Source organism: Thioprofundum lithotrophicum (genome assembly GCF_055387065.1).
Genome location: NZ_AP042379.1, coordinates 2,072,545 through 2,097,268, shown reverse-complemented (window position 1 = coordinate 2,097,268; position 24,724 = coordinate 2,072,545). Strand labels below are relative to the sequence as shown.

The following is a 24,724-nucleotide window of genomic DNA, read 5'->3' as shown; positions in this document are numbered from 1 at the left end:
CCGTGCACGCGGCTCCCGCAAAAGGAAACGGGCGCCGCTGGCGCCCGTTTCCCCGGTCATGGCTGATGGCGTGATCAGACCAGCATGGGCACGATGAGCAGCGCCACGATGTTCATGATCTTGATCAGCGGGTTGATGGCCGGGCCGGCGGTGTCCTTGTAGGGGTCGCCCACGGTGTCGCCGGTGACCGCGGCCTTGTGGGCGTCGGAACCCTTGCCGCCGTAGTTGCCGTCCTCGATGTATTTCTTGGCGTTGTCCCAGGCGCCGCCGCCGGTGGTCATGGAGATGGCCACGAACAGGCCGGTGACGATGGTGCCGATCAGCACCCCGCCCAGGGCCTCCACGCCGAGCACCCAGCCGACCAGGATGGGCACCAGCACCGGCAGCAGGGAGGGCACGATCATCTCCTTGATGGCGGCGATGGTGAGCATGTCCACGGCCTTGGAATAGTCGGGCGTCTGGGTGCGGTCCATGATGCCCGGCATTTCCCGGAACTGGCGGCGCACCTCGTTGACGATCCCGCCCGCGGCCCGGCCCACCGCTTCCATGGCGAAGGCGGCGAACAGGTAGGGAATCAGGCCGCCGATGAACAGACCGATGATGATCATGTGGTTGGACAGGTCGAAGGTGACATGCCCGCTGCCCACGTTGGTCAGGGCGTGGGTGTAGTCGGCGAACAGCACCAGGGTGGCCAGGCCGGCGGAGCCGATGGCATAGCCCTTGGTCACGGCCTTGGTGGTGTTGCCCACGGCGTCGAGCGCATCGGTGGTGTTGCGCACCTCCGAGGGCAGATCCGCCATCTCGGCGATGCCGCCGGCGTTGTCGGTGATGGGGCCGTAGGCGTCCAGGGCCACGATGATGCCGGTCATGGAGAGCATGGCGGTGGCCGCCACGGCGATGCCGTAGAGGCCGGCCAGCTCATGGGCGCCCCAGATGGAGGCGCACACGGCCAGCACCGGCAGGGCGGTGGACTTCATGGAGATGCCCAGGCCGGCGATGACGTTGGTGCCGTCACCGGTGGTGGAGGCTTCGGCAATGCGGCGCACCGGCGCGAACTCGGTGGCAGTGTAGTACTCGGTGATCACCACCATGGCCACGGTGAGCGCCAGGCCGATGAGCGAGGCGCCATAGAGCTGGTTGACGCTGTAGGGCAGGTTCTCGCCCATCATGCTGTCGGTGATGAAGTAGAAGGCGATGGCCGAGAGCACGGCCGAGGCGATGGCGCCGCGGTACAGGGCGCCCATGATCTTGCCGCCTTCCTTGATGCGCACGAAGAAGGTGCCGATGATGGAGGCGATGATGGACGCCCCGCCAAGCACCAGCGGATAGACGACGGCGGTGGCACCGGCGTCCTTGAGCACCATGCTGCCGAGGAACATGGTGGCGACGATGGTCACCGCGTAGGTCTCGAACAGGTCGGCGGCCATGCCGGCGCAGTCGCCCACGTTGTCGCCCACGTTGTCGGCAATCACCGCCGGGTTGCGGGGATCGTCTTCGGGGATGCCGGCTTCCACCTTGCCGACGATGTCGGCGCCCACGTCGGCCCCCTTGGTGAAGATGCCGCCGCCGAGCCGGGCGAAGATGGAGATCAGGGAGCCGCCGAAGGCCAGGCCCACCAGCGAGTGCACCGAATCCTCGACCCCCATGGATTCGAGGATGGCGTAATACCCTGCGACCCCGAGCAGAGCCAGCCCCACCACCAGCAGACCGGTGATCGCGCCGCCCTGGAAGGCCACGGACAGGCCCGCCTGCACGCCGTTCCTGGCCGCCTCGGCGGTGCGCGAGTTGGAGCGGACCGAGACGTTCATGCCGATGAAGCCGGCCAGCCCGGAGAACACGGCGCCAATGACGAAACCAAGCGCGGTGGCGGTGTTGAGGGCGAACAGGATCAATACGGTGAGGATGATGCCCACCAGGCCGATGGTCATGTACTGCCGTTTGAGATAGGCCGAGGCGCCCTCCTGAATCGCCTTGGCGATCCGCTGCATCTCATCGTTGCCCTGGGGCAGGCTGAGAATGCGGAACGCGGTGATGATTCCGTACAGGATGGCCGCGCCTGCGGCGACAAGTGCAAACACCAAACCCTCTGACATAGGTTCCCCCCGATTGAGATGTTGGAATGCAATTGGCGACCAATGCTACGCCAAAAGTTTCCGAACGGATATTGTGTCTTTTTATCCGGCCATGGATTCACCTGATATTAGAACGGGTCGCAAAATGGCGCCAGAACGACAGGCTAACGAATTGATCGGAATGGATTTTTGGTTACCATCCCGGCCGTGTTCAGGCGCTTTCCGGCCCGCTTCGGCGTGCATTGAACAACAAACTCCATTAGCAGGTGTTGATACAGATCAACCTGACAGTGCTGCCGCAGGGGCTTGGCCTGCCTCCGTGACTCCTCTATTCTTGCCCGCCTTCCGTTCGGGTTTCACTCAATCAATCAAGGAAACAGCCAGCATGAAATCCCCCGTGGTCATCATCGGTCTTGGCGAGATGGGCGGCGTGTTCGCCCGCGGCCTGCTGCGGCTCGGTCATCCGGTCTATCCCGTGACCAGGGAAATGGACCCCGCCGCCGAGGCGGACGCGCTGCCCCCGCCGGAACAGGTACTGGTGGCGGTGGCGGAAAAGGATCTGCATCCCACCCTGGCGCGGCTGCCGGAAGCCTGGCGCGACCGGGTGGCCCTGTTGCAGAACGAGTTGCTGCCGCGGGACTGGCAGGCACATGGGCTCGACCATCCCACCGTCATCTCGGTGTGGTTCGAAAAGAAGCCGGGACAGGAATTCAAGGTGCTGATCCCTTCGCCGGTCCACGGGCCGGGCGCCGGCCTCCTGGTGGCGGCCCTGGCCCGCCTCGGCATTCCAGCCCGCGAGGTGGACAGTGCCGCGGCGATGGAATACGAGCTGGTGCGCAAGAACGTCTACATTCTCACCACCAACATCGCCGGACTGGTGACCGAAGGGACGGTGCAGGAACTGTGGCAAACACACCGCGAGCTGGCCACGCGGGTCGCCCACGAAGTGATGGACATCCAGGCCACGCTGGTGGAAGGGCCGCTGGATCGGGATCGGCTCCTGGCCGGACTGGTGGAAGGCATCGAAGGCGATCCGCAACACCAGTGCATGGGCCGCTCGGCCCCGGCAAGGCTGGAGCGCGCCCTGCGTCAGGCCGACGAAGCCGGCCTCGCGGTTCCCGAGCTGCGCCGCATCGCCGAAGACATCGGCAATTAGATGGCTGTTCCCAATGCCGCATTACTTTAGCAGGCTGTTGAAAAAGCCCATCCGTGGGCTTTGTGCATGTAGCGAGCAAAGAGCTGGCATTCGGAACAACTATTGAACGTCTCAAAATTGTGCTGGCACAAACGGAGTCGGTGTGTGACGGTGTAGGCCGGCTCAAGCGCAGCGGAGCCGGCAAAAATCGTGTCGTCCCAACATGGCGGCTCCGCTACGCTTGAGCCGCCCTACGGACGGGAGGGAAAACCATTTTGAGACAATTAAATCTAGTGCAAGGAACAAGAGACGAAGCAAAAAGCGTCGGCCGATGATCCCGAAACCGACCTCGCCACACACTCCTTGTGCCGGCCTCAGTCGACAATCGATTCCGACGCGATCTTGTGGATGGCCAGATCGGCGCCCTGGTATTCCTCTTCCTGGGTCAGGCGGATGCCGACGATCGCCTTGAGCAGGCCATATACGGCGAAACCGCCGACCAGCGCGATGCCCACGCCGATCAGGGTGCCGGCCAGTTGCGCGGCGAAGGTCACACCGCCCATCCCGCCCAGGGCTTCCAGCCCGAAGATGCCGGCGGCGATCCCGCCCCAGGCGCCGCACAGGCCATGCAGCGGCCAGACGCCGAGCACGTCGTCGATCTTCCAGCGGTTCTGGGTGACGGTGAACAGATAGACGAACAGCGCGCCGGCCACCAGGCCGGTGATCAGGGCGCCGAGGGGATGCATCAGATCGGAACCGGCACACACCGCCACCAGGCCGGCCAGGGGGCCGTTGTGGACGAAACCGGGGTCGTTGCGGCCGGCGAACAGGGCCGCGAGGATGCCGCCCACCATGGCCATCAGGGAGTTGACCGCCACCAGGCCGGAGATGCCCTCGATGCTCTGGGCCGACATCACGTTGAAGCCGAACCAGCCCACGGTCAGCACCCAGGCACCCAGCGACAGGAAGGGGATGCTCGATGGGGGGTGGGCGAAGATCTCACCGCCCTTGCCATAGCGTCCGTGGCGGTGGCCGAGCAGGATCACCGCGCCCAGGGCCAGCCAGCCGCCCATGGCGTGCACCACCACCGAACCGGCAAAATCATGGAAGCCGGCGCCGAAGGTGGCCTGCAGCCAGTCCTGCATGCCGAAATTGCCGTTCCAGGTCATGCCCTCGAAGAAGGGATAGACGAAGGCCACCAGCACGAAGGTGGCGACGAGCTGCGGATAGAAACGCGCCCGTTCGGCGATGCCGCCCGAGATGATGGCCGGGATGGCCGCCGCGAAGGTGAGCAGGAAGAAGAACTTCACCAGCTCGTAGCCGTTGCGCTCGGCCAGCTGACCGGCACTGGCGAAGAAGTCGGTCCCGTAGGCGATCTGGTAGCCGATGAAGAAATAGGCGATGGTGGAGATGGCGAAATCGGTGATGATCTTGACCAGGGCATTGACCTGATTCTTCTTGCGCACCGTCCCCACTTCGAGGAAGGCGAAGCCGGCGTGCATGGCCAGGACCATGATCGCGCCCAGCAGAACGAACAGGACATCGGAAGCGGCGACGAGTTTTTCCATGTGATTCCCCAGTGGATGGTTGTGTGCTTTTTTTGATCACGCAACGCGCCCATGCACCGGAAAGAGACAGGCGTGATTCCCTGTCCCTTAAGAATCAACAACCTGGAAAAACGACCGGTGGGGCTGCGCTGTCCGGATGGCGCACTATTATGTCCACGGAGCCGCCCTGGCGCAACAAAATGGGGCAGGAACTCACTTTTCCCGGTCCTTCACCGCTGCCCAGGCCGCTTCCAGGGCGTCGGCTTCCGCGGCCTCCACGCCGCCCTCCGCGGCCAGGCTTTCCTCCATGGCCCGGAAACGGCGCTCGAACTTGCGGTTGGCCGCGCGCAACGCCCCCTCGGCATCCACTCCCAGGTGACGGGCGAGGTTGACCACGGTAAACAGCAGATCCCCCACCTCCTCGCGCAGCCGTTCGGGCGGCGCGCCGGCTGCCATTTCCGCCGCCACTTCATCGGTCTCCTCGCGGATCTTGTCCAGCACGCCGTGGGCTTCCGGCCAGTCGAAGCCCACCCGGGCCGCCCGGCGCTGCAGCTTCTCGGCCCGCATCAGGGCCGGCAGGCCCCGGCTCACGCCGTCGAGCACACCGCTGCGTCCGCCCTGGCGGGCCTCGCGCTCGGCCCGCTTGCGCGCTTCCCAGTCGGCGCTCTGCTCGGCCACGGAGGCAAAGCGCGCGTCGCCGAACACGTGGGGATGGCGGCGCACCAGCTTGTCGCAGATCCGCGCCACCACCGTGTCGAAATCGAAGCGCCCCGCCTCCTTGCCCAGGCGGGCGTGGAACACGATCTGGAACAGCAGATCCCCGAGCTCGTCAGGCAGCGCCGTGAAATCCCCTTCCTCGATGGTTTCGGCCACCTCGCCGGCCTCTTCGAGCAGATAGGGCACCAGGGAAACGTGGGTCTGCTGCCGATCCCACGGGCACCCCCCCTCGGGATCCCGCAGGCGATCCATGATGGCCAGCAGTTCGTCGATGTGCGCCATGGCGGCTCTCCGGTTTGCTCAAAGCCATCCGATCCTACACCGTTCGATGTCACGAAGGCCGGGACGGGTGCTCCGGGAAATGTCACCAAACCGCGGTTCCGAATGCCAGAGCTCAGCCCAAAACGAACACGGAGCCCTCAGGGGCGAACCAGACCTGAGTATCAGGCCCCAGAGTAATCCGGCATTCGGAACCGCGGTTTGATGGCAGGATTGGCCAGGCGCAGCAGAGCCGACAATGCGATGTGCCGGCGCAGGCGCCCGGCGAGACAACCGGTTTCAGAGCGGGGTGGAACGGGGCAGGATGATCGCCAGGGCTTCGGTGAACCGCTCGCTGGCGGTGGCGAACACCGCCTCCATCACCGACTCGTCGAGCTGCACCGTCTCCCAGGCAGCCGGCTCGATGGGCTGGATCACCATCTCCACGTCCACGTCGAGCCCCTGCTCGGCCAGGCCCGTCATGCTGTTGGCGATGTGGACCAGGGCCGCCTCCAGCGGAAACTCCGTTGCCGCGGCGGGCGCATGATGATGGCGGACGGCGGCCTCGAGGGAGGCCGGCATCTGCCAGGCGCGGATCAGCTCCCCGCCCACCGCGGCATGATCGAAGCCCAGCAGTTCCCGTTCGATGAGGAAATCCGGCTGCTCGGCCGCCTGCAGGCGTTGCTGAATGGTGCGGGCGATCTGCGGCAGGCGGTGCCCCAGGATCAGCTTGCCGATGTCGTGCAGCAGGCCGGCCACGAACAGCCGTTCGCTGTGCAGCACATTGGCCTGCTCCGCCAGAGCCTGGGCCACAACCCCCGTATAGACGCTGTGGCGCCAGAAACGCACCATGTTCAGCACGTCGGTGGGAATGCGCGAGAAGGTCTCCACCGCCGAGGCGGCCAGCACCAGCCCCCGCAGTTCCCGAAGACCGATCACCGTCACGGCGCGGGAGACGGTTTCGATGCGCGAGGGAAACCCGTAGAAGGAGCTGTTGACGATCTTCAGCAGTCGCGCGGTCAGCCCCGTGTCCTGCCCGATCACCTTGCCGAAATCCGCCGCCGAGGCATGGGGATCGTCGAGCATCTCGTTGACCCGGATGCACACCTCCGGCAGGGAAACCAGACGCACCACTCCGCCGACCAGTTCGGCAGGGCTCGCGGGAAGGGAAGCAGTGGAAGCGTCGTTATCCATGGGCCGGCGGGACGTGTCTCGAAATGACCTGACGAGACTAGCGGCCGCCACCCGCCCGACTTTAGCCACCCGTGCGAAAAGCCCGTTCCCCCCTCGTCCCTCGCCCCTTTTATTGGATGGCGTCGGCGATGATGTCCGTGAGCAGCTTCTCCACCGCCGCCAGCGCGGCGTGGGATTCGGGCGAGCCCACCGGCAGCGGGCGGCGGAAGGCCACGTAGACGCGATCCTTCTCTCCCGGCAGGGTGTAGACGTAGATGATGTAGGGGCAGAAGACGATGTTGTGCGGGTCGGCTTCCATCATGCGCCGGGAAACCGTGGCGCTGCAGAACTCCAGGGCCTCGGCCTGCCCGAAGATCTGCCGGGTGGCGCCGATGTCCTTGCCGGTGCGTGCCAGCATGTTGCCGATGTGGGATACGTTGTTGATTTTCATGCCCCGATCGGTGATCGCCATCTCCACGTCGTCACGCACGTCCTCGAAACTGCCCTGTACCGTGTAGAGGCGCATGTAACTGTCACGTTCGGTGGCGGTGGCGCAGGCGCTGACCATCAGCAGCAGGGGCAGGACGAGAAAACGCAGCATGATGTTCTCCGTTCGATGAGCGTGGGCACACTATAGCGGATCCGGCCGGCCCGACAAAAGCGGCGCCGAATGTGACCGCTGTTCGGGTAGGAGACGCCAAAAATACCTAAGCTATTCCCGAAAATTGCCGATAGAATCCCCAGGACTGCACGGCCGAGGTCCCCCATGAACCAGAACGACAAGCCCCGCATTCTCGCGGTGGACGACTCGCGCGTGATGCGCCGCGCCATGAGCAAGGTGCTCGGCAAGGAATACAACGTGGTCGAGGCCGAACACGGCGAGGACGCCTGGACCCTGCTGCTGGCCGATCCCAGCATCCAGGTGGTGTTCACCGATCTTTCCATGCCCTACCTGGACGGCTTCGGCCTGCTGGAGCGGATCCGCCAGGCCGACGACCCGCGCCTGCAGGAACTGCCGGTCATCATCATCACCGGCAAGGACGACGACGACGAGACCAAGCAGGCGGCCCTGGACAAGGGCGCCTCCGATTTCATCACCAAGCCCTTCGATTCGGTCCAGCTGCAGGCCCGGGCGCGGGCCCACGTGCGCTTCGAGCAAACCGCCCGCAAGCTCGACGAGACTTCCGACCGGCTGGAGAAACAGGCGGCGGTGGATGCTCTCACGAGCCTGGGCGGGCGGCGCTATTTCTGCAAGGCGGCCGGGGAACAGCTCGCCTATGCCCGCCGCCACGGCGCCCCCTTCATCCTGCTGCGCATGGATCTCGACGACTTCGACCGCCTGTTCATCAACCTGGGCAAGGAGCGAGCCGAGGAAATCCTGCGTCGCACCGGCCAGACCCTGCAGGGCATCGTGCGCAAGGAGGACATGGTGGCGCGGGTTGGCCTGGCCAAGTTCGCCATGCTGTTTCGCGACGCCGGCATGGAGGAGGCCACCGACACGGCCCGGCGCATCCTCGAGGGCATCAACGCCATGACCTTCGACATCCAGGGGCAGACGCTGCGGGTCACGGCCAGCATCGGGCTGTTCGAGCCGGCTCTCGATGCCGACGCCGACATCGAGGATCTGATCCGCGAGACCGAGGTCTATCTGGCCCGGGCCGTGGAAGCCGGCGGCAACCAGGTGGCGGTCAAGTCACTGCGCAAGATCGCCAGCGAACGCACCATCTCCATCCCGGCGGCCCTCCAGCTCCTGGCCCATGGCCACGAGGACGCCGTGCGGCCCCACGCCCAGAGCCTGGTGAGCCAGATCCTGCCCCTGCTCGACTTCCTGGCCCGCAACCTGGAAGATCCGGCGGCCGAAAAACTGGAGACCATCCGCAAGCGGCTGGCGGACAACGGCTGATATGCCGGGCGAAGCTGGCCGTTTCGGATACCTGGACATCGTTGGTTATGACTCCGCATCCGGCACGCCCATGAGGCCGGGGAGGCGTTTCGTGACACGCCGTGAATACCTCCCTGTAGGCTCGACGGCCCGCTGTCGCTTCGGGCATCCTGCCCTCTCGCGACACTTGTGCCTCCTGCACATCGTCCATGCGGCCGACGGTCACGAAACGCCTCCCCGGCCTCATGGGCTCTGTGCCCACGCCAAACAGATTCATCCGGAATCCAAAACGGCCGACTTCGCCAGAATGAAGCAGAGGAACCAAATGGATGTCCCTTTAGCCGGCCGGCTTCTTCTCGCTGCCTCCCGGCCTGAGCGTGGCTGAACCGTGGCGGTACGCCACTGTCAGGGGGAGGCCAGTCGCAGGCGGGCGCGCAGGCCGGTCTCGGTGGTGTAGCCCCGTTCGCGGAAGACGATGCGGTTCTGCCGGTCGATGATGAAACTGGCCGGCACGCCGGTCACCCCCCAGCGCCGGGCCAGCGCGCCGTCGGGATCGTTGATGACGGGGAAGCCCAGGCCCTCCCGGGCGAGAAAGGCGCGTACGGCCGCCGCATCACCCGACTGCATGGCCACGGTGATCACCGGCCAGTCCCGGGCGAGGGCATCGATGCCGCCCTGCTCCAGGCGGCAGATCCGGCACCAGGTGGCCCAGAAATGGACCAGCACGGGCCGCTCGGGAAACGCCTGCAGGTCGAAGGCGCGGCCGTCGAGCGTGGTGCCGGCAAGGCCGGGCGCCGCGCCCTCGGCCATGTCCTGCTGCAGCCAGGCGCGCAGGCCGAAGAAGAGCGCCGCCAGCAGCACCGCCTCCAGCCCCCAGCGGGCAAGACGGCCTCGCCACATGCGCCCCGATCCGGCTACCATGCCGCCACCCGGAAACCACACGTCTCACGGAGGTCCGAACGCACCATGCACAAGCCCATCAACCGCTGGCAGGCATTCCTGATCCACCTGGGGATCAGCCTGGTCATCTTCCTGGTGCTGGCGTGGATCATCGTCAAGATCTGGTACCCCTTTCCCTTCTTCCAGTACGACGGCGGCTGGCAGGGGATCCGCATCGTCGCCGGGGTGGATCTGGTGCTCGGCCCCCTGCTGACCCTGATCGTCTACAAGCCGGGCAAGAAACACCTGAAACTGGATCTGGCCGTCATCGCCCTGATCCAGGCCTCGGCCCTGGCCTGGGGGATCTGGATCACCTGGTACGAACGGCCGGTGGCGGTGGTCTACACCATCGATCATTTCACCCCGGTAACGGCGGGCGAGATGCTGGATCACGGCCGCGACTTCCGCAGCCTGGCTGACTTCGACACCCACCGCCCCGTGTACGTGGCCCTCGACGTGCCGGACGATTTCGATGCCCGCCAGCGCCTCCTGCAGCAATCGATAGGCAGCGGCATTCCGCTCTACCTGTTCACGGACCGCTACCGGCGGATCGACGCGGAAGTGAAAAAGGCCCTGATCCGGGAAAGCGAGGATCTCTACGCCTACCTGCAGACGGACCCGGAGGCCCGCCAGGCCCTGGAGGCCTTCTACCGGATCCGGGCCGAACTGCCGGACCGCTATCTGTTCGTACCCCTCCACTCCCGCTACGGCCGCTCGGTGCTGGTGCTGGAGCGGGACACGCTGGACACGGTGGGCGCGATCGACGTGGACGTGACGCCCTACCTCAAGCGCCGCAAGCCGCGGGGGCTGGAGAAGTTCCGCAAGTCGGCGTGAAACCAAATCGAAATACTAATCGTCTCATAATTGTCTTGACAGAAATTTGCAGGTTCTATCCTGTAGGAGCGGCGCAAGCCGCGAAAACGTACCCTTTCGCGGCTCGCGCCGCTCCTACACTAAACCATTCATGTCAAAACAATTTTGAGGCATTCAATATCAAATATCATACCATTCAGGCCAAGGTACATCCGATTTCCACATCGCCCTCTGGGAGAGAGTCCAGCGCAGAGGATGAACCATGAACTGGTTTTTGGAACCTTGATTTGTCAAACGTCGCAAAATTGTGCTGACACAAACGGCAACGGTGTGGGGCGGGTGTAGGCCGGCTCAAGCGCAGCGGAGCCGGCAAAAATCGTGTCATCCCGAGATGGCGGCTCTGCTACGCTTGAGCCGCCCTACGGACGGGAGGTAAAGCCATTTTGAGATGATTAACAGCCTATGTAGCGCTGGAAGATCAGGGTGGCGTTGGTGCCGCCGAAGCCGAAGCTGTTGGACATCACGCAGTTCAGCTCGGCATTGTCGATGCGCTCGCGCACGATGGGGAAACCCTCTGCCCCCGGGTCCAGCTCGGTGATGTTGGCCGAGGCGGCGATGAATCCCTCCTGCATCATCAGCAGCGAGTAGATGGCCTCGTTGACGCCGGCCGCGCCCAGGGCGTGGCCGGTAAGGGACTTGGTGGAGGCCACCGGCGGCACGTTCTCGCCGAAAACCTCGCGCAGGGCTTCCAGTTCGCGAATGTCGCCCACCGGGGTGCTGGTGCCGTGGGCGTTGATGTAGTCGATGGGGGCCGCCACCGTGGCCATGGCCTGGCGCATGCAGCGCACCGCGCCCTCGCCCGAGGGCTGCACCATGTCGTAGCCGTCGGAGGTGGCGCCGTAGCCCACCAGCTCGGCGTAGATCTTCGCGCCGCGGGCCTTGGCATGCTCCAGCTCCTCCAGCACCAGGACGCCGCCGCCGCCGGAGATCACGAAACCGTCGCGGGTGGCGTCGTAGGGCCGGGAGGCGGTTTCCGGGGCGTCGTTGTACTTGGAGGAGAGGGCGCCCATGGCGTCGAACAGCACGGTCATGGTCCAGTGGACCTCCTCGCCGCCACCGGCAAAGACCACGTCCTGCTTGCCCATCTGGATGAGCTCGGCGCCGTGGCCGATGCAGTGGGCCGAGGTGGAGCAGGCCGAGCTGATGGAGTAGTTGACGCCCTTGATCTTGAACGGCGTGGCCAGGCAGGCGGAGTTGGTGCTGGACATGGTGCGGGTGACCATGTACGGCCCCACCCGCTTGATGCCCTTCTCGCGCAGGATGTCGGCGGCCAGCACGATGTTGGAGGTGGAGGGCCCGCCGGAGCCCATCACCAGGCCGGCCCGCTCGTTGGAGACTTCCTTCTCCTCCAGGCCCGCGTCGGCGATGGCATCGCGCATGGCGATGTAGTTGAAGGCCGCACCATCGCCCATGAAGCGCTTCAGCTTGCGGTCGATCTCGGCGGCCAGATCGAGGCGAATGGGACCGTGGATGTGGGAGCGGAAGCCCAGCTCGGCATATTCCTCGCAGAATTCGATCCCCGAGCGCCCTTCGCGCAGGGACTGGACGACTTCGGCAGCATTGTTCCCGATGCTGGAGACGATCCCCAGACCGGTGACGACGACACGACGCGCACTCATAAGCGATCAGAAACCCTCGGTGGACGTGAACAGGCCGACGCGCAGATCCTTCGCCGTGTAGATCTCCCGTCCGTCCACTTCCATGCGGGCATCGGCGATACCCATGAACAGCTTGCGCATGATGACCCGCTTGAGGTCGATATAGTAGGTGATCATCCGGTTCTCCGGCGTCACCTGGCCGGTGAACTTCACGTCGCCGGCGCCCAGGGCCCGACCATGGCCCGGCCCGCCGGACCAGCCCAGGTAGAAGCCCACCAGTTGCCACATGGCGTCGAGCCCCAGGCAGCCGGGCATCACCGGATCGCCCTCGAAGTGGCAGGAGAAGAACCACAGATCCGGCTTGATGTCGAGTTCGGCCACGATATGGCCTTTGTCATAGGCGCCGCCCTGGTCGCTGATGTGGGTGATGCGGTCGAACATCAGCATCGGAGGCAGGGGCAACTGGGCATTGCCCGGGCCGAACAGCCGGCCGTGACCGCATTCGATCAGTTCTTCATAGGTATAGCTGTTCTTCTTCTCGAACGCGGGCGCTTGAGCGGATTCCATGGCAGGCCTGTATCTGGATTGAATTTCGGGATGCAAACGGCGCCGCACGGACGCCGGGACGGGCATTGTACCGATTCGGGCAGGTGAAAACAAAGGCCGGGGCTCAGGCGCTGCGCGCTTCCCGGTGAAAACCCCGCTCGGCACCGCGAATGAAGGCGGCCAGTTCGGCGGCCAGGGGATCGGCCATCGCCTCCAGGCCGTCGAGGATGATCTGCAGGGATTCGCCGGAACGGTGGATCAGCCGGTAGGCGTCCTTGAGCAGCTTCATCTGCGCCGGGGTGAAGCCGGCCCGCCGCAGCCCCACCCGGTTCAGGCCGTGCACGGCGGCAGGCACGCCGTCGGTAATCATGAACGGCAGCACGTCGCGGGTGATCTTGGCGTTGCCGCCGACCATGGCCAGGCGGCCGACGTGCACGAACTGATGCACCATCACCCCCCCGGAGAGAAAGGCCCGATCGGCCACCGCCACGAAACCGCCGAGGCCGGTCCCCGGCGCGATGATGACCCGATCCCCCAGCACGCAGTCGTGGCCCAGATGGACCTGGGTCATCAGGTAGTTGTCGTCGCCCAGCCGGGTGGCGCCCTGCGCCTGGCTGGCACGGTTGATGGTCACGTACTCGCGCAGCACGTTGCGATCGCCGATTTCCACGCCGCTCGGGGTGGCCGGATCGAAGTGGATGTCCTGGGGCAAGCCGCCGATCACCGCATATTCGTGCACCGCGTTGCCATCGCCGAGCCGGGTACCCGCATGCAGCACGGCCCCGGTGTGCAGCACGTTGTCGTTGCCGAGCCGCACACCGGCTTCGATGATCACATGGGGTCCAATGCGGTTGCCGTCGCCCAGCTCGGCCGCCGGATCAACGCAGGCGGAAGGATGGATGTGATTGCTCAAGTCGCGGAATCCCTGTCAGAAAGCGAGGGCCAATGGTACCAGACCCCCGGAGCACCCGGGCCTGGGCCGGGTGAGGGACGAGGGACGAGGGACGAGGGACGAGGGACGAGGGACGAGGGACGAGGGACGAGGGACGAGGGACGAGGGACGAGGGACGAGGGACGAGGGACGAGGAGTGTAGCGGGCGTAGGTCGGCTCAAGCGCAGCGGAGCCGGCAAAAAATACATCATCCTCCCATGGCGGCTCCGCTGCGCTTGAGCCGTATATGGTCTCCTCCCGTTTTGCAAGACGTTGTACCAAACTTCGACAGGGACAGGATTGCGCTCGTATATCCGGCCTGTTTGTGAGGCTTTTTGCGCCTCTGGCCTCGATGAGATCTGCGCGTATCGTCCTAATCGCCCTAGCGGCTTGTCCCAGCCTACGGCTCAAGCAGGTTTTCGATACGCCGGTCTGACCTGTTTGTCATCGCTCGCCACAGCGTCTTCGCAATCGTCGGCAGGCTAACTCTCCAAATCGTTCCTCGCGGGCCCTGCCCGCCTTCAGACCGGGCGGTAATCCGCCCGGTATTCCGTCTTGTTCCTCAATACCGCCCACCCCATCCGGGCCATCTTGTTGGCCAGCGCCACCACCGCCTTGTTGTAGCCGCGCTCCGCCCGGATCCGGTTGATCCAGCGGCTGAGCCGGTCATCCTTCCCCGCCGCCGCCTTCACCACCGACCGCGCTCCATGCACCAGCAGACTGCGCAGATAGCCGTCTCCCCGCTTGCTGATCCCCTGCAGCCGTTCCTTCCCTCCGCTACTGTGTTGGCGGGGCACCAGACCCAGGGATGCGGACACATCCCGTCCCCGCCGCCAGGCCCGGCCGTCGCCGATCTGGCTGTAGAAAACCGGCGCCACCACCGGCCCGTAACCCGGGATCGCCCGCAGCCGCTTCACCGCCTCGTTCCGGCGGCTGTAGCCTTCCAGTTCCCGGGTGTAAAACGCAATGTGCGCGTCCAGCTCCTGAAACCGCCGGTAACTCTCCCACAACAGCTGCCGAAACCACTCGCTCAGGCCATTCTCCGCCTCCGACAGCACCTCCGGCAGGCGACGCCGCAGCGTATTCACCCCCTTGGGCAGAACAATCCCGTATTCCCCCAGCAGACCCCGTATCTGGTTGACCAGCGCCGTGCGGTCCGCAAGACAGCGCTCGCGCAGACGGTGCAGCGCCTGGATGTCCTGCTGCTCCGGTGTCTTCACCGACACAAACCGCATTTCCGGCCGCACCACCGCTTCGGCTATCGCCAGCGCGTCGTTGTAATCGTGCTTGTTCCCCCGCACAAACGGCTTCACGTACTGCGGCGGAATCAGCTTCACCTCGTGGCCCAGTGCCTGCAGCTCCCGCGCCCAGTAGTGGGCGCTCGCGCAGGCTTCCATCCCCACCAGGACCGGCTCCAGGTTCGCAAAATACGCCAGCACCTGCCCTCGCCTCAGCATCCGCTTGCGCACCACCTTGCCCCGCTCGTCGCAGCACACCACGTGAAACACGTGCTTTGCCAAATCCAGTCCAACCGTCGTAATCTTGCTCATGGTCTCCTCCTCCTTCTTCGATGGATGGTGAAGTGCTTCCATCTTGGCGCATCGTGACGCCGTTTTTAAGGGGGGGAGGAGACCATCTCATCGCCCTACGGTCCGCGCGCCTTCCCATCCCGCCAGGCGCCGCTGCGCCCGGCCAGGTAACCCTCGGGGCGGATGGCCACGGTGTTCTCCACCCAGGTGCACAGTTCGCCGTCGGCGCGGTAGAAGCCGTAGGTGAAGGTGGGCGTGCTGCGACCCCGTTCGCGCAGCTCGGCGGCGATGGCCTCGGCCTGCTGCGGCGCAAAGGCAAAGCGCAGTTCCAGATCCGAATTGCCCACCTTGCGAAAATCCAGGGTCTGGCGGCGGGTCCACACGTCATGGCCGGGAAACCGTTTGGCACAGGCCAGGGCCGCGATGGGATCGGCCAGGGCGGCCTGCCAGCCGCCGAACATGGTATCGCCCATGTTGCGGGAGATCATGTTGAGCGGCAGGCGCAACCGCACCTGCGACCAGTCGGGCGACAGTTCCAGCACCTTCACCCGCATCAGCCAGAAGGGCGGATACCATTCCAGGCGGCGGGCATCGGAGAGAAAGGACAGCCGCCGGACCAGCCGCAGCAGGTTGACGGCCATCAGGCAGCCCCGCCGTCCTCGTACTTCTTCAGCACCACGCCCGACTCTCCGCAGCAGCTGGCGCTGCATTTCTTCACCCGGTGCAGGGCATCCGGATCGGCGTCCAGCCAGGCATGCACCGGCAGGTTCTCCCCGGCGCAGTCGCAGCCCTTGTCACCGTATACATAGACGTTCGCAAGGCCCGCCTCGCGCGCCGCGTCGCGGGCCGCGTGGAGCGTTTCCACCGGCGTGGCCGGCAGATGGGAAAGCCGGTAGGCGGGAAAGAAGCGGGTGATGTGCCAGGGGCTGTCGGCGCCCAGGTGATCGCGGATCCATTCGGCGATGCCGCGCAGCATGGCCGGATCGTCGTTGCGCCCGGGGATCACGTTGGTGCGCGTCTCCACGTGGATCCCCAGGGCCTTCGCCCGGGCGATGGAATCGAGCACCGGCGGCACGCTGGCGGTGGGGCAGATCTCCCGGTAGAAGGCGTCGTCCAGGCTCTTGATGTCGGAGCACAGCACGTCCATCACCGGGGCCATGGCCTCCAGGGCCTCGGCGGTCACGAAGCTGTTGGTCACGTACACGGTATACAGCCCGGCCTCGCGGGCCAGCCAAGAGACGTCGAGCACGTATTCCAGCCACACCGCCGGTTCCGAATAGGTGAAGGCGATCCCCTCGGCGCCGTGGCGGCGGGCGGCGGCGACGATCTCCTCTGGCGGCACCCAGGCCGCCGTGGACTCGCCCCGGGCCAGATCGTCCAGGGCCGTCACGCCCCAGGAGATCTCCAGGTTGTGGCAGCCGCCGCAGCGGAAGTTGCAGCCGTAGCTGCCGATGGACATGACCCTGGTGCCGGGCCGGAAGTGGCGCACCGGCTTGTCCTCCACCGGCCCCACGTCGATAGCCGAGAGAATGCCGTAGGAGAGGTTGTAGAGCGTGCCGTGGCGGTTGACGTGGGCCTGGCAGAAACCGCGCTGGCCGTGCTTGAGACGGCAGCGCCACAGGCACAGGTGGCAACGGGTGGTGCCGTCGGCCAGCTTCTCCTGCAGGCGGGTCTCCACGAGCCGGTAGTCGGCGGGACGGGTGAGTGCGGTCATGGGCGTTCCTCGGGGTCAGGCAACGGCCGCCTTCCACAGCGGCGCCACCACGATGTTCAGGCAGGCATGGGCCGCGCGCAGGGCCGCCTCGGCCCCGGCGGCGTCCTCGGCGCGGGCGAAGACGAAGCCCAGATAGCTGTTGCCCTCGGGCAGGGGCACCAGTTCGTGTCCCTCGCGGATCTGGATGTCGATGGACTCGATGCCGGGCACCCGGCGGGCGGCAAGCAGCCCTTCCACCCGCCGGAACACCCCGGCCCGGGGGATGGGCAGCATCAGCACGCCGGCGCCGCCGGCCTCGCGCCGCGGGGCCAGCGGCCGGCCCATGGCCTGGGCCAGCACCAGCTCTTCCAGCGACAGGCCGGTGCCGAAGCGCAGCAGGCGTCCGCACAGGCCGCCGATGGTGCGCGCAGCCATCTCGATGAGCCACACGCCGTCGGCGTTGATCCGGCATTCGGCATGCACCGGCCCTTCCACCAGGCCGTAGGCCCGGCAGGCCTGCTGCACCGTCTCCGCCACCGCATCCAGCACCGCGGGCGAATGGCGCGAAGGGGTGGTGTAGTAGGTTTCCTCGAAGTACGGCCCGTCCAGCGGATCGGGCTTGTCGAACACCGTCAGCACCTGCAGGCGGCCGCGGTGAAGCATCCCCTCCACCGCCACCTCCGCGCCGGGCACGAAGGACTCCAGCAGGCAGTGGCGGGCCACCGCCGGATCGGGATGCCCGGCCCGGCGCACGATGGCCTCCACCCGCGCCAGGGCCGCTTCCAGGGCTGGCCGGTCGTCCACCCGGATCACCCCGCGGCTGCCCGACAGGCCCACCGGCTTGATCACCAGGGGAAACGCCGGCAGTTCGGGCAGGGGGGCACCGAAGGTGTGGCGCACGAAGCGGGGCACCGCCACGCCGGCCGCGCGCAGCCGTTCACGGGCCCGATCCTTGCGCTGGGAAAACTGCACCGCCGCGGGCGGATTGTGCGGCAGGCCGAGGCGCTCGGCGGCGCGGGCGGCGAGCGCCACGGTCACGTCGTCGGTGCCGACGATGCCGCGAAACCCGCCGCCGCCCCGTTCGGCCTCCTCGAGAATCGCCGCCAGCGCCGCCTCCGGCTCGGCCAGCGGCACGTGCAGGCCCCGGGCGTAGTCGCTGACGATGGAATGGCGGCCCTCGGAGGCGATCAGCGCCTGCACGCCCAGCCGGCGTGCGGCGGCCAGGAAGGCGCCGGTGCGGTAACTGCCGTGGGGCGCGATCACCAGCACCCGGTCGGTGCCGGGCATGGGGCGGTCCTCAGGCGCAGCCACCGCCGGCGGCGCCACAGGCGCTGCAGGCACCGCTGCCGCCGATGCTCTTGAACACGTTGTTGAAGACGAAGGACGCGTTGAGGCCGTCGGAAGCGAAATCGATGTCGCAGCCCTTGAGGAAGCTCATGGCCACCGCATCCACCACCAGCTTGAAGCCGTCGCCTTCCAGCACCTTGTCGCGCTCGGTGATGGACTCGGCGTAGGTCATGCCGTAGGTCATGCCGCCGCAACCGCCACCGCTGACGAACACGCGGATGCCGGCGGCCTCCACGTCGGGATTGTTCATCAGGCCCGCCAGTTGCTCGGCAGCGGTGGGGGAGACCCGGATCTCGTCGTCGCTGATGGTCGGGCTGTAGCTCGTGTGGGTCGCTTGTGTCATGATCCTGCTCCTTGTGCATCGGCGGCTTGCGCGCCGTGGCCGCAAGCCGGATAATAACCGAGAAATACGCTAGGGATTTTACCACAGGCCGGGGACGGACCCCAGCCCCACACCCGAACGCCCGCCCGCCAGGGGTGGCGTTCCATTCCGGGAGTATCGCACATGTCACGCATGGTCTTCTGTCAGGTTCTCCAGCGCGAGGCCGAAGGGCTCGACGCGCCGCCCTACCCCGGCGAGCTGGGCCAGCGGATCTACGAGAACGTCTCCGCCGAAGGGTGGAAACAGTGGCTCGAGCGCCTGACCATCATCATCAACGAGAACGGGATCAGCACCGCCGATCCCGCCAGCCTCGACGTGATCGAGCAGCACATGCTCGGCTTCCTGTTCAACGAAGGCGAATACGGCCAGCTTCCCCAGGGCTTCGTGCCCCAGAGCGCCAAGAAGTAGATGCAGCGCCTCGACGCCTACGATCTGGCCGAACTGAAGATCGTCTACCGCTGCCTGCACGCCTGCCTGCCCGAGCAGCCCGCCCTGATGGATTCGCAGCTGTTGCAGGATCTGCAGCAGTTCCTGCAGCGCCGCGCCGGCGAAGACGGCGTGGACGTGAGCACCCATGGCGAATGGGCCCGCTGGCTTGCCGCCGACTGAGCGCAGGCCCGTGAAGTACTGCAGTGAATGCGGCCAGCCGGTGCGGCTGAAGATCCCCGCCGGCGACAACCGGCCCCGTCACGTCTGCGACGCCTGCGGCACCATCCACTACCAGAATCCGAAGATCGTCGCCGGCGCCCTGCCCGTGTGGGAAGACCGGGTGCTGCTGTGCCGGCGCGCCATCGAACCCCGCTACGGCCTGTGGACCCTGCCGGCCGGCTTCATGGAAAACGGCGAGAGCATGGAAGAGGCCGCCCTGCGCGAATCCCGCGAGGAAGCCGGCGCCCGCCTGGATCTCGACGGCCTGTACACCGTGATCAGCCTGCCCACCATCAACCAGGTCTACGTGCTCTACCGCGCCCGACTGCAGGACACCGACTTCGCCCCCGGCGAGGAGAGCCTCGAGACCGCCCTGTTCCGCGAGGCCGAGATCCCCTGGGATCGCCTCGCCTTCCGCACCATCCGCTACACCCTCGAACGCTACTTCGAGGACCGCCGCCGCGGCACCTTTCCCCTCCACGAGCACGTGATCACCGCCAACAACCGGCAACCTGACCACCAGCCGGCCAAACCGCCGCAAATGTGAACCCGGTTCCGGTCCCGCTTCTGGAATTGATCCAATATTGCGGTTCCATGACAAGAACAACGATACGGAACCGCCATGACCGTCAGCCTCGCCCATCTTCGCCAGTTCCTGGCCCGCCAGCCGGCCGCCGCCAGCCCGCCGCGGCAGCGCTGGCAGAGCTTCCTCGCCGCCCATCCCGCCCTGGCCCTGCTCCAGGCCCTGCTGGCCGCCCTGCCCGGATTCCTGCTCCTGCTGGCCCTCCCGGCGGGCCTCGCGCTGCTGGCCCTCGCCTGGCCGGCGGATCCGCTCGATCCCCGGCAATGGCCCCTGCCCGGCACCGGCCTTGCGCTGAGCGGCATCGGCCTCTGGCTGCTGCCCGGCCTGCTGCGGCCCCAGCAGAAGCCGCGTGGGCTGTCGCTCGAGCACGCCATGGCGCCGGGGCTGTTCGGCTGGATCAGCGAGGCGGAGAACCAGTGGGGCAAGCCGGTGGTGGATCGGATCGTGCTGCGCAGCGGCTGGCGGTTGCGCGTGGTGGCCACGCCCCGCCGCGGCCTGCCCTGGCCCGCCACGCGCAGCCTGGAAATCGGCCTGCCGCTGCTGCTGACCCTGTCCGCGGAACAGTTCCGCGCCCTGCTCAGCCGGGAGATCGGCCGCGCCGCCCACCAGCATGCGCTGCTGACCGGCCGGCTCGCCAACCTGACGGATCTCTGGGACCAGTACGCCAGGCACTTCCGCCGCCTGCGTCACGGCACCGGCTGGCGGCTCTTCGGCGCCCTCGCCCGCCTGTATGACCGCGCGGCGCAACCGGTCTGCCGGCTCGACACCCTGGCGGCCGACACCGGTGCCATCCAGTTCGTCAACGATCGGGAGCTGGCCGAGGTACTGGCCCAGGAGGCGGTCACGCGCCGTTTCCTGCAACAGCGCTTCTGGCCCAAGATCCGCCAACTGGCCGGGCGCGAGGATCCGCCCCGGCACCTGCCCTACGCCAGCCTGAGCAAGGTGGCCGCCGCCGGCATGGATCGCGCCTTTCTCCAGCAGGCCCTCGACCAGGCCCTCGCCGAGCCGGACGCGCCCGACATGCCCGGCCTTGCCACCCGCCTCGAACATCTCGGCTTCCGCAAACCCCTGCCACCCCGCTCACCGGACAGGTTCGCCGCCACCGAGGCCCTCGCCCCGGAAAGCCTCGTGGCCATCCTTCACGAATTCGATCGGCGCTGGATCAGGCGACAGCGCAAGAAAGGGTGAGGGAAGGATTCGACGCAAAGGCACAGAGAGCGCAAGGGACACAGGGTGTTTGGTGACCCCGCAACATCGGGTAGGCCGGCTCAAGCGCAGCGGAGCCGGCCTACTGCTGGGTGTGCGCTTCACGCCCTTGCGTTGAAAACCCTCACGCCGCCGGGCGGGTGTCGGCCGCCAGGGGCGGCTGGTGGGTGTGCAGGAACCAGCGATCCATCACCACGTTGCGGGCGAACCAGGGGCTGCGCAGCAGGCGGGCGGCGACGGCCTGCTTGAGGCCGGCGGGCAGACGCTCGAGCAGGCCCGGGGCGGGCTGACGGCGGCCGAAGCGTTCCTCCATCCGCTGGCGGTAGGCCTCGAGCCGGGCGCGGGAGAAGTCGCCGGCGCATTCGCGCAGGGTGCGGGCGGCCAGCAGGGCCGACTCCACCGCCGGGCGGATCCCCTCGCCGCTTTGCGGATAGGCCAGGCCGGCGGCATCGCCGATCAGCAGGCGGCCGTCGTCCACCAGGGGGCGCGGAGCATGGGGGTAGAGCAGATAGGCATGGCCGTGGAACTTCTCCGGCGTGGCGGCGGGAATGCGGCCCCGTTCCTTGAGATGGCGCACGAACTCGGCCACGTGCCGTGACAACTGGTGATTGTCTTCCCGGCCGAGACCGATGTTGAGATAGTCACCCTTGCGGAAGATCCAGCCGTAGCCGGCCAGATCCGGGGTGAAGAACAGCTCGGGGATGGCCGGATCCACGGGACAGGCGGCAGCCTGTTCCGGCGTCATGGGAAACTCGATCTCCTGGGCCGCGACGATCCGCTCGCTGCGGCCCGGTTTCGCGCCCATGGCCCGCGCCACCGGGCAGAAATGGCCGCCGGCCCCCACCACCACCCGCGCTTCCAGTTCGTCATTGACGATCCAGTGATCGCCTTCCCGCCGCATGGCCTTGAAGGCCGTGCCGGTGAGCAGTTCGGCGCCGCACTCGCCGGCCCGGCGCAGGAGATATTCGTCGAACTCGTAGCGGCGGATGCCGTAGCTCACCGGCTCGTCGCCATAGCGGGTTTCCACCTCCGGCGCGCCCAGCAGGCCCACGCGGAAACCGTGGATGGCCTGCAGCACCCGTCCCTCGCGCCGGTAATCGTCCAGATCCACGGCCAGCTCCTGCATCACCGCCGGCGTCACCCAGCCGGCGCAGACCTTGTCGCGGGGGAAGTCGCGCTTGTCCAGCACGGCCACCGAAAGCGCCGCGTCGCGCAGCGCCCAGGCCAGGGTCGAGCCGGCGGGCCCGCCGCCGACGATCAGCACGTCATACCGCTTCATGCACGCCTCCCGTCTCCGTGGCCGGCGCCGCGTAGAGATGGGCGCGGGACCAGGGCAACTGATTGTTCTCGGCATGGGTGAAAACCACCTGGAACAGTTGCAGCTCGCCCGAGGTGAAGGCGGCGATGGAGCCGGCCAGGTACAGCCGCCAGGCGCGCACGAAAGCCGGATCGAACATGGCTTCGATTTCCCCGGCATGCCGTTCGAAACGGTTCAGCCAGTGTTCCAGGGTCTTGGCATAGTGCAGGCGCAGGTTCTCCACGTCCTGGATGGAGAAGCGCTGGGGCTCGAAGATCTCGCTCATCTCGCCCAGGGTGGGCGGATAGGCGCCGGGGAAGATGCGCCGCTCGATCCAGGCGTTCATGGGCCCGGGGGTATTGCGGCCGATGGTGTGGATCAGGGCCCGGCCCTCGGGCTTGAGGCAGCGCTTGACCACTGCCCCCAGCGTCCGGTAATCGCGGGTGCCCACGTGCTCGAGCATGCCCACGGAAACGAACACGTCGTACTCGCCGGTGATGTTGCGGTAGTCGTCTTCCACATACTCGATGCGATCGCCCAGCCCTTCTTCCTCGGCCTTCTGCCGGGCAAAGCGGATCTGCTCCCGGGAGATGTTGTAGGCCCGCACCGTGACGCCGTAATGCTTCGCCATGAAGCGGGCCAGCCCGCCCCAGCCGCAGCCGGCCTCCACCACCGTGTCACCCGGCTTGAGCTGCAGCTTGCGGCAGATGTGATGCAGCTTGGCGATCTGCGCCGCTTCGAGACTCATGTCGGGATCGGGGAAATAGGCGCAGGTATATTGCATGGCCTCCCGGTCCAGCCATAGCGCGTAGAAGTCGTTGCCGATGTCGTAATGGTGATAGATGTTGTCGCGGGCCCGGGCCAGGGAGTTGGCGATGCGCCGGTGACCGAGCCAGACGATGAAGCGCCGCAACCAGCTCATGCGGGTGTTGTGGCGGATGCGGCGGTAGATCACTTCGAGAAAGCGCACCGGATCGCCTTCCAGCTCCACCCGGCCGCTGCTGTAGAGATCGCCGAAATGCAGCTCGGGATCGGCAATCAGCTTGAACATGGCCGCCCGGTCGTAGAGCGTGATGGCGGCCACGGCATCGCCTTCCGGCTCGGACACCGCCTGCCCGTCCCACAGGCGAATGGCGATGGGCGGGTTGCCCACCACTTCGAGCATCTTGCGCACCAGCCAGCGATCCATGGCCGTGACATGGGCGAAGGGATGGCCGGTTCCGGGTCTTCGCCCGCCCAGGCGAATGCCGATCTTGTTGCGTTCGGCCTCACCGCCAAGGCCCCAGGCGCGGCGGCGGCGTTCCTCCACGGACAGGCTGGTGTTGCTCCGTGACTTCTCTTCCCGTGACGTCATCTCAAGCTCCCCCTGTTGTTGTTCCGACGCGCGTCGATACGGCGCCGGTGACCAGGACGAACGGCAACTGGCCACCCCATGGTGCACCAGTTGTTCCGCACCGGCAAGGTTGACCCTGCGCGCAGGGCACCGATACTATCTCGGGCTCCCCTCGCCCGAGATCAAGGACGGATTCATGCCGCGTGTCCGCCGCCTGGCCGTATCGTTGCTGGCCTGGAGCCTGGCGCTGCCGGCGCAGGCCGGCACCGGGCAGCTCACCCGCTTTCGCCTGATCATCGACCAGAGCCGGCAGACCTGGCGCTATCCCGACACCGGCAACCGCAACGACACCCGGCTCACCCGCGCCCGCGCCGTGTGGGACGAGGATCTGGGGCCGCGCCTGGGCGGCACCCTGGAACTGACCTATCTCGACCTGAGCCAGTCCAGCCCCGGCCCCGACGCCGCCACCGTTTCCACCGGCCAGGGCCTGGGCGTGGGCCTGCACTATCGCCTCATCCAGAGCCGCTCGCTGGGGCTGACGCTGTTCGGCAGCATCGGCTACCAGACCACCCGGGGGGACAACGGCAGCGACACCACCGAGCGCGACTGGTGGCAGGGCCAGCTCGGCCTGCAGCTCGGTGTGCCGCTCGGCCGGACCGTGACCCTGATCGGCGGCGGCGCCTACGAACGGCTCGGCGGCGAGGAACGGATCACCGGCAACGGCCTGGATCTGCGGCGGACCTTCGAACTCGACGAGCCCGCCTACGGTTTCGCCGGGGCGCGGCTGAACCTCGGTAGTGGCGGTTTCCTCGGCTTGCGCTACCATGCCGGGAGCCGTTCGGGCGGCTATGTGTCCTTCGGCAACACGTTTTGAGACCGGTTTCCGCCCTGCGGACGCGCTTCTGTGAGCCCCGTCACAATACCGGCAACGATAATGGACTAAATTTAACTTGCCCTTTTGTCGGCGCCGCGTATGCCGATAGTACTAGAGCAGGCCAGAGCGACGGATGCCTCCCCGTGCCGCCTGTTCCCGAG

General features: G+C 66.7%; 24 protein-coding genes. 8 read left to right on the top strand and 16 right to left on the bottom strand.

The genetic code is table 11. From position 1 onward, the window contains the following. Positions 1–74: 74 nt before the first annotated feature. Positions 75–2,093, bottom strand: coding sequence for a sodium-translocating pyrophosphatase (locus tag ACZ5BH_RS09915; protein WP_464889100.1), 2,019 nt, complete (start codon positions 2,091–2,093; stop codon positions 75–77). A 364-nt stretch (positions 2,094–2,457) separates the two neighbouring features. Here ACZ5BH_RS09915 and ACZ5BH_RS09910 point away from each other — a divergent pair, with 364 nt between their 5' ends. Next, positions 2,458–3,228, top strand: a complete 771-nt coding sequence (locus ACZ5BH_RS09910; RefSeq protein ID WP_464889099.1) for a ketopantoate reductase family protein — start codon at positions 2,458–2,460, stop codon at positions 3,226–3,228. A 353-nt stretch (positions 3,229–3,581) separates the two neighbouring features. Here the strand turns inward: ACZ5BH_RS09910 and ACZ5BH_RS09905 are convergent, their stop codons facing one another. From ACZ5BH_RS09905 to ACZ5BH_RS09890, 4 genes are all read right to left on the bottom strand, one after another. Then, positions 3,582–4,775 (bottom strand): ammonium transporter, encoded by a 1,194-nt coding sequence (locus ACZ5BH_RS09905; RefSeq protein ID WP_464889098.1) that lies wholly within the window; start codon positions 4,773–4,775, stop codon positions 3,582–3,584. A 192-nt stretch (positions 4,776–4,967) separates the two neighbouring features. Beyond that, complete coding sequence (gene mazG / locus ACZ5BH_RS09900; RefSeq protein WP_464889097.1) at positions 4,968–5,753, bottom strand: nucleoside triphosphate pyrophosphohydrolase; 786 nt, start codon at positions 5,751–5,753, stop codon at positions 4,968–4,970. Between the two features lie 276 nt (positions 5,754–6,029). After that, positions 6,030–6,923: an HDOD domain-containing protein gene (locus ACZ5BH_RS09895; protein ID WP_464889096.1), complete on the bottom strand. Its 894-nt coding sequence runs from the start codon at positions 6,921–6,923 to the stop codon at positions 6,030–6,032. A 109-nt stretch (positions 6,924–7,032) separates the two neighbouring features. Further along, positions 7,033–7,503 (bottom strand): DUF302 domain-containing protein, encoded by a 471-nt coding sequence (locus ACZ5BH_RS09890; RefSeq protein WP_464889095.1) that lies wholly within the window; start codon positions 7,501–7,503, stop codon positions 7,033–7,035. Between the two features lie 165 nt (positions 7,504–7,668). Between ACZ5BH_RS09890 and ACZ5BH_RS09885 the strand changes: the two genes are divergently transcribed. After that, positions 7,669–8,805, top strand: a complete 1,137-nt coding sequence (locus tag ACZ5BH_RS09885) for a GGDEF domain-containing response regulator (protein WP_464889094.1) — start codon at positions 7,669–7,671, stop codon at positions 8,803–8,805. Between the two features lie 384 nt (positions 8,806–9,189). Here ACZ5BH_RS09885 and ACZ5BH_RS09880 read toward each other — a convergent pair whose 3' ends face one another. Continuing rightward, a complete protein-coding gene (locus tag ACZ5BH_RS09880) occupies positions 9,190–9,684 on the bottom strand; it encodes a protein disulfide oxidoreductase (RefSeq protein ID WP_464889093.1) in 495 nt (164 codons plus the stop codon). A gap of 66 nt (positions 9,685–9,750) precedes the next feature. Between ACZ5BH_RS09880 and ACZ5BH_RS09875 the strand changes: the two genes are divergently transcribed. Then, complete coding sequence (locus ACZ5BH_RS09875; RefSeq protein WP_464889092.1) at positions 9,751–10,557, top strand: hypothetical protein; 807 nt, start codon at positions 9,751–9,753, stop codon at positions 10,555–10,557. Between the two features lie 431 nt (positions 10,558–10,988). On the opposite strand, the gene fabB is transcribed toward ACZ5BH_RS09875, so the two are convergent. The 8 genes from fabB to ACZ5BH_RS09835 form a co-directional block, all read right to left on the bottom strand. Then, entirely contained in the window at positions 10,989–12,215 is a 1,227-nt protein-coding gene (gene fabB / locus ACZ5BH_RS09870; protein ID WP_464889091.1) for a beta-ketoacyl-ACP synthase I, read from the bottom strand. 6 nt (positions 12,216–12,221) lie between these two features. After that, positions 12,222–12,761 (bottom strand): 3-hydroxyacyl-[acyl-carrier-protein] dehydratase FabA, encoded by a 540-nt coding sequence (fabA, locus tag ACZ5BH_RS09865; RefSeq protein ID WP_464889090.1) that lies wholly within the window; start codon positions 12,759–12,761, stop codon positions 12,222–12,224. A 103-nt stretch (positions 12,762–12,864) separates the two neighbouring features. Next, positions 12,865–13,653, bottom strand: coding sequence for an acyl-ACP--UDP-N-acetylglucosamine O-acyltransferase (gene lpxA / locus ACZ5BH_RS09860; RefSeq protein WP_464889089.1), 789 nt, complete (start codon positions 13,651–13,653; stop codon positions 12,865–12,867). A gap of 539 nt (positions 13,654–14,192) precedes the next feature. Next, positions 14,193–15,221, bottom strand: a complete 1,029-nt coding sequence (locus tag ACZ5BH_RS09855; protein ID WP_464891200.1) for an IS110 family RNA-guided transposase — start codon at positions 15,219–15,221, stop codon at positions 14,193–14,195. Between the two features lie 95 nt (positions 15,222–15,316). Further along, positions 15,317–15,841 carry a PaaI family thioesterase gene (locus ACZ5BH_RS09850; protein ID WP_464889088.1) on the bottom strand — a complete coding sequence of 175 codons (525 nt, stop codon included), beginning with the start codon at positions 15,839–15,841 and terminating at the stop codon, positions 15,317–15,319. Next, entirely contained in the window at positions 15,841–16,914 is a 1,074-nt protein-coding gene (amrS, locus tag ACZ5BH_RS09845) for an AmmeMemoRadiSam system radical SAM enzyme (RefSeq protein ID WP_464889087.1), read from the bottom strand. Before amrS ends, ACZ5BH_RS09850 begins: the two co-directional genes overlap by 1 nt. A gap of 15 nt (positions 16,915–16,929) precedes the next feature. Continuing rightward, positions 16,930–18,180, bottom strand: a complete 1,251-nt coding sequence (locus tag ACZ5BH_RS09840) for an ATP-grasp domain-containing protein (RefSeq protein WP_464889086.1) — start codon at positions 18,178–18,180, stop codon at positions 16,930–16,932. 10 nt (positions 18,181–18,190) lie between these two features. Beyond that, on the bottom strand, positions 18,191–18,583 hold the full coding sequence (locus tag ACZ5BH_RS09835) for a HesB/IscA family protein (protein WP_464889085.1): 393 nt from the start codon (positions 18,581–18,583) through the stop codon (positions 18,191–18,193). 162 nt (positions 18,584–18,745) lie between these two features. On the opposite strand from ACZ5BH_RS09835, the gene ACZ5BH_RS09830 reads away from it, so the two are divergent. From ACZ5BH_RS09830 to ACZ5BH_RS09815, 4 genes are all read left to right on the top strand, one after another. Next, positions 18,746–19,030 (top strand): oxidative damage protection protein, encoded by a 285-nt coding sequence (locus tag ACZ5BH_RS09830; protein ID WP_464889084.1) that lies wholly within the window; start codon positions 18,746–18,748, stop codon positions 19,028–19,030. Further along, positions 19,031–19,231: a hypothetical protein gene (locus tag ACZ5BH_RS09825; protein WP_464889083.1), complete on the top strand. Its 201-nt coding sequence runs from the start codon at positions 19,031–19,033 to the stop codon at positions 19,229–19,231. It begins immediately after the preceding gene. A gap of 10 nt (positions 19,232–19,241) precedes the next feature. After that, on the top strand, positions 19,242–19,817 hold the full coding sequence (locus tag ACZ5BH_RS09820) for an NUDIX hydrolase (protein WP_464889082.1): 576 nt from the start codon (positions 19,242–19,244) through the stop codon (positions 19,815–19,817). 75 nt (positions 19,818–19,892) lie between these two features. Continuing rightward, a complete protein-coding gene (locus ACZ5BH_RS09815) occupies positions 19,893–21,041 on the top strand; it encodes a M48 family metalloprotease (RefSeq protein ID WP_464889081.1) in 1,149 nt (382 codons plus the stop codon). A 142-nt stretch (positions 21,042–21,183) separates the two neighbouring features. On the opposite strand, the gene ACZ5BH_RS09810 is transcribed toward ACZ5BH_RS09815, so the two are convergent. Together ACZ5BH_RS09810 and ACZ5BH_RS09805 are read right to left on the bottom strand one after the other, a co-directional pair. Then, the gene (locus tag ACZ5BH_RS09810; protein ID WP_464889080.1) at positions 21,184–22,338 is read right to left on the bottom strand and encodes an NAD(P)/FAD-dependent oxidoreductase; all 1,155 of its coding nucleotides are present in this window, start codon (positions 22,336–22,338) and stop codon (positions 21,184–21,186) included. Continuing rightward, positions 22,325–23,710: a class I SAM-dependent methyltransferase gene (locus ACZ5BH_RS09805; RefSeq protein ID WP_464889079.1), complete on the bottom strand. Its 1,386-nt coding sequence runs from the start codon at positions 23,708–23,710 to the stop codon at positions 22,325–22,327. The genes ACZ5BH_RS09810 and ACZ5BH_RS09805 overlap by 14 nt, the downstream gene beginning before the upstream one ends. 175 nt (positions 23,711–23,885) lie before the next feature. Between ACZ5BH_RS09805 and ACZ5BH_RS09800 the strand changes: the two genes are divergently transcribed. Next, the gene (locus tag ACZ5BH_RS09800; protein ID WP_464889078.1) at positions 23,886–24,563 is read left to right on the top strand and encodes a hypothetical protein; all 678 of its coding nucleotides are present in this window, start codon (positions 23,886–23,888) and stop codon (positions 24,561–24,563) included. Positions 24,564–24,724 lie beyond the last annotated feature (161 nt).

Coding starts and splice junctions, on each gene's coding strand:
- ACZ5BH_RS09915 (WP_464889100.1), bottom strand. CDS start 2,093: ATGTCAGAGGGTTTGGTGTTTGCACTTGTCGCCGCAGGCGCGGCCATC.
- ACZ5BH_RS09910 (WP_464889099.1), top strand. CDS start 2,458: ATGAAATCCCCCGTGGTCATCATCGGTCTTGGCGAGATGGGCGGCGTG.
- ACZ5BH_RS09905 (WP_464889098.1), bottom strand. CDS start 4,775: ATGGAAAAACTCGTCGCCGCTTCCGATGTCCTGTTCGTTCTGCTGGGC.
- mazG (WP_464889097.1), bottom strand. CDS start 5,753: ATGGCGCACATCGACGAACTGCTGGCCATCATGGATCGCCTGCGGGAT.
- ACZ5BH_RS09895 (WP_464889096.1), bottom strand. CDS start 6,923: ATGGATAACGACGCTTCCACTGCTTCCCTTCCCGCGAGCCCTGCCGAA.
- ACZ5BH_RS09890 (WP_464889095.1), bottom strand. CDS start 7,503: ATGCTGCGTTTTCTCGTCCTGCCCCTGCTGCTGATGGTCAGCGCCTGC.
- ACZ5BH_RS09885 (WP_464889094.1), top strand. CDS start 7,669: ATGAACCAGAACGACAAGCCCCGCATTCTCGCGGTGGACGACTCGCGC.
- ACZ5BH_RS09880 (WP_464889093.1), bottom strand. CDS start 9,684: ATGTGGCGAGGCCGTCTTGCCCGCTGGGGGCTGGAGGCGGTGCTGCTG.
- ACZ5BH_RS09875 (WP_464889092.1), top strand. CDS start 9,751: ATGCACAAGCCCATCAACCGCTGGCAGGCATTCCTGATCCACCTGGGG.
- fabB (WP_464889091.1), bottom strand. CDS start 12,215: ATGAGTGCGCGTCGTGTCGTCGTCACCGGTCTGGGGATCGTCTCCAGC.
- fabA (WP_464889090.1), bottom strand. CDS start 12,761: ATGGAATCCGCTCAAGCGCCCGCGTTCGAGAAGAAGAACAGCTATACC.
- ACZ5BH_RS09855 (WP_464891200.1), bottom strand. CDS start 15,221: ATGAGCAAGATTACGACGGTTGGACTGGATTTGGCAAAGCACGTGTTT.
- ACZ5BH_RS09850 (WP_464889088.1), bottom strand. CDS start 15,841: ATGGCCGTCAACCTGCTGCGGCTGGTCCGGCGGCTGTCCTTTCTCTCC.
- amrS (WP_464889087.1), bottom strand. CDS start 16,914: ATGACCGCACTCACCCGTCCCGCCGACTACCGGCTCGTGGAGACCCGC.
- ACZ5BH_RS09840 (WP_464889086.1), bottom strand. CDS start 18,180: ATGCCCGGCACCGACCGGGTGCTGGTGATCGCGCCCCACGGCAGTTAC.
- ACZ5BH_RS09835 (WP_464889085.1), bottom strand. CDS start 18,583: ATGACACAAGCGACCCACACGAGCTACAGCCCGACCATCAGCGACGAC.
- ACZ5BH_RS09830 (WP_464889084.1), top strand. CDS start 18,746: ATGTCACGCATGGTCTTCTGTCAGGTTCTCCAGCGCGAGGCCGAAGGG.
- ACZ5BH_RS09825 (WP_464889083.1), top strand. CDS start 19,031: ATGCAGCGCCTCGACGCCTACGATCTGGCCGAACTGAAGATCGTCTAC.
- ACZ5BH_RS09815 (WP_464889081.1), top strand. CDS start 19,893: ATGACCGTCAGCCTCGCCCATCTTCGCCAGTTCCTGGCCCGCCAGCCG.
- ACZ5BH_RS09810 (WP_464889080.1), bottom strand. CDS start 22,338: ATGAAGCGGTATGACGTGCTGATCGTCGGCGGCGGGCCCGCCGGCTCG.
- ACZ5BH_RS09805 (WP_464889079.1), bottom strand. CDS start 23,710: ATGACGTCACGGGAAGAGAAGTCACGGAGCAACACCAGCCTGTCCGTG.
- ACZ5BH_RS09800 (WP_464889078.1), top strand. CDS start 23,886: ATGCCGCGTGTCCGCCGCCTGGCCGTATCGTTGCTGGCCTGGAGCCTG.